Genomic DNA, 12,585 nt, shown 5'->3' on the forward strand with positions numbered 1-12,585 from the left:
GCAACTTGCACGAACTTTTTTCTATACTTCTGCAATAATCAGCCTATCATTATCTGACATGGTTTTGAGAAAAAATTAAATAAAATATGTTAAATTTAATAGTAGTCATATTATGCTATTAAATTGCAAAATACAGTAATCATCATTTTTTTATTATAAAGCTTTATTATTTAAGCTATTGCAATATTTAAAAATATGTTTTCAACCCAAAAAGACGCATCGGAAAGCGACATTATCATAATGCTTAATACCTTAATCTACAATACTGTTGAGCAGTATGGTAACGAGGTTGCCGTAAGCTTTAATGGTATCTCAATTTCTTATGATCAATTAAATAAAAAAGCTAACCAACTTGCTCGTTTTTTAATTCAGAAAAACATTAAACCGAATGATAGGCTAGCATTATCTACGGAGCGTTCAATAAATACAATCATTTCTTTACTCGCTATTATTAAAACTGGGAGTGCCTACGTACCTGTAGATTTAAGCTATCCAAAAGATAGAGCAAATTTTGTACTCGCTAATTCTGAAGCAAAATTCTTTTTAATATCGAGCAAAAACGTTTCAAAATTTGATGATTCAGACTGCGAAACTTTAATAATAGAAGACATCTTAAATTATTCAAAAGACTTATCGGATGAAAATTTAGATGTAAAAACAGAAAAAGACAGCCTAATTTATATTTTACATACTTCTGGTACCACTGGTATACCGAAAGGTGTTTGCATGGGACAAATGGCAATGGTTAACTTATTGCTATGGCAAAAGGAAAAATCGATAGCCGTCCCTAAAACTAAAACTTTACAATTTTCTCCTCTTAGTTTCGATGTTTCGTTTCAAGAGATTTTCGCTACTTTAACAACTGGCGGTCATTTAGTTCTTATCTCAGAAGATTTAAGATTAGATGCTTACATGCTTTTAAATTTAATTAAAGAACAAGAAGTAAACAGAATATTTCTTCCGTTTGTTGCCTTGCAATCTATTACAGAAAGTGCAATTGCAAATGATATTTTTCCCTCATCGCTAAAAGAGGTAATGACTGCAGGCGAGCAGTTAAAAGTTACGCCTCAGGTGATTAGCTTTTTCACAAAAATACCAGGTTTAATATTATATAATCAATATGGGCCTACTGAAGCACATGTTGTAACTGAGCTTAAGCTTACTGGAAATCCTTCTGAATGGCCAAATCTGCCAAACATTGGCAAAGCCATTTACAATACTAAGATCTTAATTCTCGACGAAAACTTAGAAGAACTACCCAGCGGAGAAATTGGCGAACTTTGCATTAGTGGTGTTTGCTTAGCAAACGGCTATTTAAATTCGGCAGAAATGACTGCCGAAAAATTTGTGTTTATACCAGAATCGAATACCAGAATATACAAAACTGGCGATCTTGCTTTAATTCTTCCTGATGGGAATATCGAATTTTTAGGAAGAAGAGATCTTCAAATTAAAATTAGAGGTTACAGAGTTGAACTTGGAGAAATCGAAGTTGCTTTAGCTCAACAAAAAGACATAAAACAGGTTGCTGTTGTTTTAAGAGAGGATTTACCAGGAAGACAGGTTTTGGTAGCTTACTTAATCGGCGAAAAGGAGAACTATGAAGGAAATAAACTTCGTGAGTTAATGGCAAAATCTTTACCAGATTATATGCTTCCTGATGCATTTGTGTGGTTATCAGAATTCCCTAAAACAACAAGTGGAAAAGTTGATCGCAAGTTGCTCCCAAAACCAGATAGTAAAAGACCTGAATCGAACGTAATCTTTAAAAAACCATCAACCCAAAAAGAAATTGAAATTGAAAAAGTTTTAAAAAACATTTTCGGTTATGATAAAATTGGCGTAAATGATAATTTCTTTGAATTGGGTGGCAACTCTTTACTGGCTCAAAAAACCGTAGCCGAATTAAAGTCTTCATTTAACTATAGTTTACCTGTTACCAGGCTTTATCAATTTCCAACCATATCTGGAATAGCACAATACCTTGATAAAGTTAATTCTAAACAAAAAACAAGCAACACTAAAAGCACATCCACTACTACAAAAGATGTAGCGATAATTGGTATGTCGGGCAGGTTTCCTGGTGCCGATACGATTGAAGAGTTTTGGAGTCTTCTTTCTGAAGGTCGCGAAACCACAACATTTTTTTCTGAATGCGATTTAGACAAAAGCATACCCGACGAATTGAAAAATGATTCGAATTATGTTAAAGCAAGAGGAATTATAAATGATGCAGATAAATTTGATCCTGCTTTTTTCGGAATAAATGCAAAGCTTGCCGAACTAATGGATCCACAGCAACGTGTATTTCTAGAAGTTTCTCATGAGCTTTTAGAAAAAACAGGATATCTATCTTCTAAACACAAAGCTAAAATTGGCGTATACGCAGGCAATGGAAATAATACCTATTACGAAAACAATGTTTTGGGTCATCCAACCTTAATTAATAATCAAGGTAAAACGCAGGTTTTATCTGTTAATGATAAAGATTACCTCGCTTCGAGAACTGCTTATCACTTAAATTTAAAAGGTCCTGCTGTAAGCGTAAATTCTGCGTGTTCAACTTCTCTTTTAGCTGTTGCTACAGCGGTAAATAGTTTACGTGCAAATCAATGTGAAATTGCCATAGCGGGTGGAGCTAGTATTACTGCACCTATAAATAGCGGCCACATTTATCAGGAAGGCAGCATGTTAAGTGCCGATGGCCATTGTACACCATTTGATGATAATGCAACAGGAACGGTTTTTAGCGATGGTGTTGGCGCTGTTTTATTAAAGCGACTTGATGATGCTTTAAATGATGGTGATAAAATTTATGCCATTATAAAGGGTGTTGGAATTAATAATGATGGTTTTGGCAAAGGTAGTTTCTCTGCTCCAAGTACGGAGGGACAAGCGGGCGCTATAAGTGATGCAATTGCAGATGCGGGAGTAGAACCTTCTGAAATTAGCTACATTGAAGCACACGGAACAGGCACGCCTATTGGCGATCCAATTGAATTTGAAGGCTTAGTTGAAGCATTCGGCCCACAGGATAAAAATAATTTTTGTGCTATAGGTTCAGTTAAAAGTAATTTTGGCCATTTAACGCATGCCGCTGGTGTAGCAGGTTTAATAAAAACATGTCTGGCTTTACAGCACAAAAAACTTCCAGCATCTTTAGGTTACACTAAACCAAATCGCAATATTGATTTTAAAAACAGTCCATTTTATGTTAACAATACTTTTTCTGCCTGGGAAACCGATAACAAAAGAATTGCAGGCGTAAGCTCTTTTGGCGTTGGCGGAACAAATGTTCATGTAGTGCTCGAAGAATATGATAATATTATCGAAGAACCTGCAGAAAAAATGCCTGCTGAGCTTATTACTTGGTCGGCGAACTCAGAAAGCAGCAGAGAAAATTATGCAACAGCGCTTAATGTTTATTTAGATAAAAATCCTGATGCAGAACTCTCAGATATTTCTTATACCCTGCAAAAAACCAGAAACGATTATCGATACCGCAGGTTTTTAGTTGCTGATTCAGCTAATCAGTTTAAAGAATTACTAGAACAATCGAATGTAATAAACGATAATACACTTAATGAATTACCGAGCGAATTGGTTTTCACTTTTCCTGGGCAAGGTGCACAATACTTAAACATGGGTTTCGAACTTTATAAGCAGGAACCTGTTTATAAAGCTGCAATTGATGAGTGTGCTGGTATATTGAAAAAGTATATCGATACCGATATCAGAGCGATAATCTATGTAGAAAATACCTCTGAAGAAGCAAGTAATATCTTAAAAGATACGAAATATACTCAACCAGCCCTCTTTGTAACTGAATATGCTTTGGCTAAGCTTTGGATAAGTTGGGGAATTAACCCAACCATGTTATGCGGTCATAGTGTCGGAGAATATGTTGCAGCCCAGCTTGCAGGAATTTTTTCTTTAGAAGACAGTTTAAAATTAGTTGCTAACCGAGGTAGGTTAATCAGCGGATTACCTTCGGGTGCTATGCTTTCGGTACGAGAGAAAAGTGAAATTGTTGCGGATTTATTATTTGGTGATTTATCAATAGCAGCAATCAACAGTCCGAGGGTTTGTGTAGTAGCTGGACCTTTTGATCAAATCGAAGAATTTATAAAGCTTTTAGATAAAGCTGAAATTGCTAATAAGCAACTATTTACGAGTCATGCTTTTCATTCGAGCATGATGGATCCAATATTAGATGATTTTAGAAAAATTGTTTCGGAAGTAAAATTATTCTCCCCTGCTCTACCTATAATTTCTACCGTTACTGGAAAAATTTTAACTAACGAAGAAGCAACCGATACTGATTATTGGACGTTACATTTACGAAAAACAGTCTTATTCTCTAAAGCAATAGAAAATATTATTGATGGAGATTTACCATTATTTTTAGAGATTGGACCAGGCAATGTAACTGCTACTCTAATTAAACAAATTGCCGCTGTTAAGGCAACTAAAGTAACTTCGGTATCGAGCTTAGCGACTAAAGAGCACGAATACAGTTCATTGCTAAACGCATTGGGTACAATATGGGTTAATGGAATTAGTCCGAATTGGGATGATTTTTATGCAAACCAAAACCGAAGAATTGTAGATTTACCAGGATATCAATTTGATAAAAAGAGATATTGGGTAAGTGCTGTAACCTCGAAACCAACTGAAACAGAAGTTGTACCAGAACAAACCAAACAAAGTATACCATTAAATATTATTGTGATGAGAAAAAATAACCTGACAGAAAAAGTTAAGCAAATATTAGAAGATGCTTCAGGTATTGAAATGAGCAATATTGATCCGAAAAGAAATTTTCTTGAATTAGGACTAGATTCATTATTATTAACTCAAGTTGCTATTTCATTAAAAAGAGAATTTAATTTACCTATTACATTTAGAAAGTTAAACGAAGAATACGCTTCTATAGATACTCTAGTTGATTACTTAGATACAAATACACCTGCTGATGCAATACAAGAGCAACAATATGTAGCTCAAGCAGTTACACAACAACCTCTTGTTGCACCACAAGCTGTTCAATATATACAACAAAACGTAGCTTCAATGCCTGTTAATGATAGTGCACTTAGTTTAATTGCGCAGCAGTTAGAAATTCTATCTAAACAAGTTATGCTTATGCAAGGTGGTGCACCTGTATCTATCCAACCTACACGGGTACAAGCAGTTGCTACGAATAATACTGCAAAAACACCAGAGTTAAATAAAACTTCGGATAATAGTCTATCTGCAGAAGAAAAAGCAGAAATTCAAAAACCTTTTGGTGCCACTCCTAAAATTGAACGTCAATCTTCGCATTTGAATCAAAAACAAACAGATTTTATTAGCAATTTAGTTGAACGCTACAACAAAAAAACCTCTAAAAGTAAAGAATATACCAAAAACAGCCGTTCTTATATGGCAGATCCGAGAGTTGTTTCGGGTTTCAGACCTGCAACTAAAGAACTTATTTATCCGATCGTTATAAATAAATCGAACGGTAGCAAGTTGTGGGATATCGATGGCAACGAATATATTGATGCTTTAAATGGCTTTGGATCTAGCATGTTAGGTTACCAACCTGAAGTTATAAAGGCAGCAATGCACGAACAAATTGATAAAGGCTACGAAGTGGGCCCTCAACATGAATTGGCTGCAGAAGTTAGCAAGCTAATTTGTGAATTTACGGGTTTTGATAGAGCAGCGCTTTGTAGCACTGGTTCTGAAGCTGTTTTAGGTTGCATTAGGATAGCAAGAACAGTAACAGCCCGATCGCTTATTGTAGCATTTACAGGCTCCTATCATGGTATTATTGATGAAGTTTTGGTTAGAGGAACAAAAAAACTAAAATCATTCCCAGCAGCAGCAGGAATTATGCCTGAAGCTGTGCAAAATATACTCGTTTTAGATTACGGAACTGATGAATCTTTAGCAATAATTAAAGAAAGAGCAGACGAAATTGCAGCTGTTTTAGTTGAGCCTGTACAAAGTAGACGACCAGAATTTGTTCCAATAGAATTTTTAAAGAAAGTAAGAACAATTACTGCTGAGGCGGGTATTGCATTAATTTTTGACGAAGTAATTACGGGATTTAGAATGCATCCAGGCGGCGCTCAAGCTCTATTTGGAATTAAAGCCGACTTAGCTTCTTATGGTAAAGTTATTGGTGCAGGCGTGCCAATTGGTGTAATTGCTGGTACCAGCCATTTCATGGATGCGTTGGATGGTGGAAATTGGGATTATGGCGATAACTCATATCCAGAAATTGGCGTAACCTATTTTGCAGGAACATTCGTACGCCATCCTCTCGCTTTGGCATCGGCAAAAGCATCACTTAATTACATGAAAGAAAAAGGTCCTGCTTTACAGCAAGAGCTAAACGAAAAAGGCGCTTATTTAAGTAAGGGTATAAATGATGCTTTCGAAAAAAGACAACTTCCTATATATGTGGCTAATTACGGCTCGCTTTGGAAAGTTAAATATCATGAAGAAATTCCGTACAGCGAATTAATGTTTGCTTTAATGCGAGAAAAAGGCATTCATGTTTTAGATGGTTTTCCTTGTTTTATAACAGAAACACTAACTTATCAGGATATTGATAAAATTATCAATTGCTTTACTGAAAGTATGGATGAGATGATTGAAGCAAGTTTTTTCCCTTCGCTAAATCAAACTAATAATAATTATGTTGCAAGTGATGTAGTTGTTGATGGAAATAATCCTCCTGTAAAGGGTGCTAAGTTGGGAAAAGATAAAGAGGGAAATCCTGCTTGGTTTGTTCAAGATCCTAACCAGGAAGGAAAATATCTGCAAGTTAAACTTACGTAAAAGTGTTTATGACAGAGGCTAACTTTATTGAGGTTGATTATAATCCTTTCGAAGAAGGAAAGGAAATTGAGAAGGTTATTACATTAAATGAATCGCAAAAGGAAATTTGGCTATCGTGTGTCATAGGTGGCAACCCTGCAAGTTTAGCATATAACGAATCTGTTTCGCTACAATTAAGTGGTAGATTTAATTTAAGAGCATTTCAAGAGGCAGTTAAGCTCGTTACGGCTCGTCACGAAGCATTAAGGGCTAATGTTTCTAAAGATGGCGAAAATTTAATCGTATATAATCAGGTAGATAACGACATTATTTTTGCTGATTTTTCGGATATCGATCAATCATTAATTAATGCAAAACTTAAAGACTTTATAACCGAAGAAATCGGTATACCTTTCAATCTTTATGATGGTGCACTTTTTAAAATATTCGTTCATAAACTTAACGAGGAAACGCACTATTTTACTATTATCATCCATCACATTATTGGAGATGGCTGGTCGTTAGGAATTATTCTGGAAGATTTAAGTAATTGCTATAACATTTCACTTAGCGGACTAAATTCTACGCTTGTTTTACCAGATCAAATCAGTAAATATGCGTTGGAGCAGGTTATTTTTAGTAAAACTGATGAATATTTTGAAACGCAACAATTTTGGTTAAATCAATACAAAGATGATATTCCAGTTTTGGATATGCCTTTAGATTTTAGCAGACCAACAACCAGAACTTACGAAGGCAAAAGGAATGATTACATTGTAGATAGTGCATTATACGATTCCGTTAAAAATCTATCTGTTAAAGCTAAAAGCAGTGTTGTATCAACATTAATTGCGGCGTTCGAAGTATTTTTATACAACCAAACAGGGCAAGAAGAAATTGTATTAGGTTTACCATCGGCTGGGCAATTGGCATCCGAAAATTTAAATTTGGTTGGCCACTGCGTAAATTTATTACCACTTCGCAGTAAAATCGATCCAAATGCTTCATTTTTAGATTATTTACTGAAACGAAAAAACGAAATTTTAGATACATACGATCATCAAAGATTAACGTTTAGTGAATTACTTAAAAAGCTTAATATAAAAAGGAACAAAGCAAATATTCCTTTAGTGCCTGTAGTTTTTAATGTTGATAAAGGAATGGACGATGCTGTTAATTTCTCTGGCTTAACACATAAAATCATTTCTAACCCAAGGGTTTGCCAAACTTTCGAAATTTCGTTGAATGTAAATGGATCAAAAGATTCGATGATTTTTGAATGGGCTTATAACACTCAGCTTTTTAAATCTGAAACGATAAATAGAATGATGGGCGATTTCGTTTCATTATTATCAAAAATATCTTCAAATCCTCAGGTCTTAATAAGTGATACGCAATCTCACCTTAACCCCTTTCCCGAAATAACGCCTGCTCATTGCAATTATCCTAAAGAAAAAACAATTGTTGATTTAATTAACGACAAAGTTGGCGAATTTCCAAATCAAACGGCAGTTGTTTTTGAAGGGAAATCTTTATCGTATGAACAGCTTAATATCCAATCGAATCAGTTAGCAAATTACTTAATTGATGCTGGTGTAAAAAAAGATACGTTAATTCCAATTTGTATAAACCCATCTTTAGAAACTGTTGTCGGTATTCTTGGAATTATAAAAACTGGTGCGGCGTATGTTCCTATAGATCCTGAATACCCATCGCAACGGATAAAATTTTTAACTGATGAATCGAAGAGTGACTTTGTTATTACCGATAAAGCAAGCCATAAAAAAATATACGAATCTTTTAATGGCAATATAATTTGCTTGGATGATATTAATCATCAGGTTTGGCAGGCAAAAAAAGAAAAGCCACCAATTTCTATAAATTCTGATGCTTTAATTTACGTTATTTATACCTCTGGATCTACTGGAAACCCGAAAGGTGTTATGATTCCACATAGCGCAATTGTAGATTATTTATTTGGTTTAAAAGCAAAATTAACGAAGTTAGAAAGCTGTAAGAGTTTTGCTTTAGGTTCTGCTATTTCAACTGATTTAGGTAACACAACACTTTTTAGTGCTTTAACCTTAGGTTCTTCACTACATCTTTTTGCTAAAGACAGATTTAATAATCCAGAATACATTCACGAATATTTTAATCAAAATGAGATAGATTTTTTAAAAATCGTTCCCTCTCATTGGAAATTTTTAAACTACAAAAGCAAACTTCTCACCGCTTGTAAAATTTTAATGTTTGGTGGCGAGGCTTTACCAGCAGAATATATAAAACAGATTAAAGCGCTAAATGCATCGTGTGAAATTGTAAATCATTATGGGCCAACAGAAACAACAATAGGAAAATTAGTACATCTGGTAGATAAAGATTACGATTATCCTGTTATTATACCTATTGGAAAACCTTTTTCAAATACATCAGTTCACATTTTAAACAAAAACTTAAAATATTGCCCAGTAGGCGTTCCTGGAGAATTGCATATCGGCGGAGACGGGCTTGCTAAAGGGTATCTAAATAACGAAGAATTAACTCAAAAATCGTTCATTCAAAATCCTAACACCAATTTAGAAGACAGTAGAATTTATAAAACAGGCGATTTGGTTAAATGGTTGCCTGATGGCAATATATTATATTTAGGCAGAATTGATGATCAGGTAAAAATACGAGGCAATCGTATCGAACTAGGTGAAATACAGAATATTTTACAAAAGCACCCAAACGTTAAACAATCGGCTGTATTAACCACCGATTCGGATGGCGAAGAGAAAAAACTAATTGCTTATTTGGTTACTGAAAATGCACTTGATAAAGAAAATATAATTTCTTTTCTAAGAAGCCAGTTACCAGAATATATGATTCCTAGAATATTAATTGAGTTAGATAATATACCACTAACATCTAACGGTAAAGTTGATAGAAAGGCGCTTCCGCAATATGATGTTAGTGAACTAGTTGATAAAAATACTTTTATTGAACCAGAAAACAAAGAGCAGGAACTTATAGCAAAAATATGGGCAGAAAGTTTAGAGCTAAATCAAGTAAGTATTACCGATGATTTTTTTGAGCTCGGCGGGCATTCTATGATTGCAATTAAAGTAATGGTTGAGGTTGAAAAACAAACTGGGCTACGTTTACCGCTTGCCATTTTATTTGACAATTCTACTGTCGAAAAATTCGCATTACAATTAAACAAATCAAAACACGAAATAACTTGGGATTCGTTAATTCCAATTAAAAAATCTGGAAACAAACCTCCGCTATACATCATTCACGGACAAGGAATGAATATTATCATTTTTAAAAGCCTTGCGGGAGTAGTTGATAAAAATCAACCAATATATGGTGTTCAGCCAAAAGGATTAAACCCTGATGAAGAGCCATTTACCACCATTGAGGAAATTGCAAGTGGTTATATTCAAGAAATTTTAAAAGAAAATCCAAATGGCCCATATTTAATCATGGGTTACTCTTCGGGCGGAGTTATCGCTCTAGAAATGGCAGATCAGCTCCAAAAAGCAGGTAAAAATGTTTCCTTTTTAGGCTTGCTTGATACTTATTACGATGGAGACAGTTATACAAAACTGATGAAAGACGGTAATTTTTCAGCAATTTTTAGCCATATTTTTAAAACCGTTGGCTCAGCTTTTTTATATCTATCTAAATATCCGAAGGCATACATAGATCATAATATCAGCTTTACACTTGGATCGATGTATAATTTCTATAAAAAATTCAATCCAATTAAAGCAGATTTATCTAATCCAAAATATGTGTTAGATAAGATTCAGAAGACTCATGAAATTGCCTTAAATAATTACAAGCTTAAAAAGTATGATGTAAATGTTCATCTTTTTAGAGCCAATGATAAAAAAATGAATTATGTACCAAATATGGATAGTAACGGTTGGTCGCCATATATAGGTAAAGAATTAAACATAGTTGATATTCCTTTAGAACATTTGCAGTTTTTTGATCCAAAGCACGTACATATCTTTTCACAAAAGCTACAAGAAGTTCTTAATGGCATTCAAAAATAATTTTGCTGCATTAAATTGAATAACTTGATAACCGATAATATTATTTGGGAAGACTATTATGGCGAGAAAATGCTGGCAACAGATTGTATTCACGTTTTTAAAATTTCGATTAATGCATATAACGAAATAGAAAAATCCAGTAAAGAAGTTCTTCAGGCTGATGAATTACAAAAAGCTGAAAAGTTTAGGCAATACGACGACAAAAGAAGGTTTATCGTTGGAAAATTCTTTTCTAAAATGTTATTATCGAAGCAAGCGGGCTTAAATGCATCTGATATTATTTTTTCTTTTAATGAAAATAAGAAGCCATGTTTTAAAAATTACCATTTTAATATTAGTCATAGCGGTAATTTTATAGTCATCATTTTAGGTCCTTTACCAGTTGGTGTAGATATCGAATTGATTAAAGAAAATTTTGATTTCAAATCATTACTACCTGAGTGCTTTAATAAAACAGAGATTAATAAAATAAATAATATAACCGACTTTTATACTTTTTGGACTAAAAAAGAAGCACTTTTAAAAGCGACTGGAGAAGGTTTAGTAGATAACCTAAATTCTATCGATTGTTCTGAGGAATTTGTAACAAGATTTGATTCACTTTACAAACTGATTAGTCATCAAATAGAAGATAATTATCTGTTAAGTTTAGCTACAACAAACTTAAATAATCAACATAAATACTGGGATTGGAAATTTTAAAAATTAAAAGAAAATCATTTAAAATAGCTAGTTATCTCACTAAATAGCATATCGTTAAGACAAATTTTATAATTATAATTGTATTCTAAAATAACCATTAATCCCCATGGAGATTCAAAGAGTTGACAACATTTCTCATCAGGAATTTATAAAAGAATTTTATGAACCTGGCATACCTGTAGTTTTCAAAAATGCCGCCAGTGTATGGAAAGCCAAAGGCTTATTTACGCCCGATTGGTTTAGAGCAAATTACGGAGATAGAAGGCTAGAAAAAGGAGGACAAACATACACCATGAAAGAGGTAATGGATTTAGTTGAAGCCAGTACAGAAAGTAACCCCGCTCCTTACCCTTTAAAATATAATATTTCAAAAGAATTACCAGAGTTATTGCCTCTTATAGATCCATTGAACTTAAATTATGCGCTTCCTAATTGGTTGGAAAGTAAATGGTTTAAGAAAGGGTACTGGGGAAGTGCAACCGAACTTTTTATTGGTGGGCCAGGTGGTAAATTTCCCTATCTACATCTTGATTACTATCACTTAAATGCCTGGATTACACAATTATATGGCGATAAGCAATTTACAGTATTTCCAAGAGGGCAAGAAGAATTTCTTTATCCAAAAGCTGATGATCCTTGGCGATCTGAAGTGAATATTTTTGAACCCAACTACGAGAAATTTCCTTTATATAAAAATGCGACCCCAATAAATTTTACTGTTGGTGCAGGCGAAACTTTGTTTATTCCTTTTGGAACCTGGCATTCGGCATATTCTTTAACGGCTACAATTTCAGTTGCTTTTGACCAATTAAATGCTAAAAACTATAAACCATTTTTAAAAGATGTTTGGGACTTTAGACGGCGTGAAAGTTTAATGAGAGCTGTAGTTATGCACGGTTACGCTTGGGTTGGTTGCCAAATGGGCGATAGCCTAAAATAATAACATCTAATCTTTTGTATGACTTAAAGCTTATAAAGCTCAATCATAAAAAGTAAAAAAATTAAATCTCTTGTTAGAATA

The 12,585-nt window shown here is 33.9% G+C and carries 4 protein-coding genes; all 4 read left to right on the forward strand.

What is annotated here, in order from left to right; all coding sequences use genetic code 11:
• The first annotated feature begins 195 nt into the window (after positions 1 to 195).
• On the forward strand, positions 196 to 6,834 hold the full coding sequence (locus ACZZZI_RS18150) for an amino acid adenylation domain-containing protein (RefSeq protein ID WP_463490475.1): 6,639 nt from the start codon (positions 196 to 198) through the stop codon (positions 6,832 to 6,834).
• Positions 6,835 to 6,842: 8 nt separating this feature from the next.
• Entirely contained in the window at positions 6,843 to 10,862 is a 4,020-nt protein-coding gene (locus ACZZZI_RS18155; protein WP_316758684.1) for a non-ribosomal peptide synthetase, read from the forward strand.
• Positions 10,863 to 10,886: 24 nt separating this feature from the next.
• Complete coding sequence (locus tag ACZZZI_RS18160) at positions 10,887 to 11,564, forward strand: 4'-phosphopantetheinyl transferase family protein (protein WP_316758683.1); 678 nt, start codon at positions 10,887 to 10,889, stop codon at positions 11,562 to 11,564.
• Between the two features lie 106 nt (positions 11,565 to 11,670).
• The gene (locus ACZZZI_RS18165) at positions 11,671 to 12,504 is read left to right on the forward strand and encodes a cupin-like domain-containing protein (protein WP_316758682.1); all 834 of its coding nucleotides are present in this window, start codon (positions 11,671 to 11,673) and stop codon (positions 12,502 to 12,504) included.
• The last annotated feature ends 81 nt before the right edge of the window (positions 12,505 to 12,585 follow it).

It is taken from the genome of Pedobacter sp. AC190 (genome assembly GCF_979258025.1).